1 protein-coding gene is annotated in these 238 nt (G+C 72.3%); it reads right to left on the bottom strand.

Translation table 11 applies throughout. The features are described from left to right. On the bottom strand, nucleotides 1-221 hold a 221-nt coding region (locus AC0IYH_RS33790), incomplete at its 3' end, for a hypothetical protein (protein WP_471838828.1). Nucleotides 222-238 lie beyond the last annotated feature (17 nt).

Below are 238 nucleotides of genomic sequence, written 5' to 3'. Positions count from 1 at the left end.
GTCAGCGACCGGCCGGCACTCTCCGGCCCGACCGGGCGCAGGTGGCCGTTCGCGATCGGCATCAGCGGCAGGGAAATCACGTCGGTCGGCCGCGGCCCCAGGTCCATTCCGGCATGACGCTGGATGAACGCCGGCATCGCGCGTTCGAAGGCGCGCGCCTGCGCCGCCGTGCCGAACCGCAGGAAGGTCGCGGCGGACGCGGTGCCCCATTTATACCACATCCAGTCACCCGCCGGCG

It is taken from the genome of Pseudomonas sp. AC463 (genome assembly GCF_979253585.1).
Note: the sequence above shows the minus strand (reverse complement) of the source record. Positions and strands in the feature narration are given on the sequence as shown.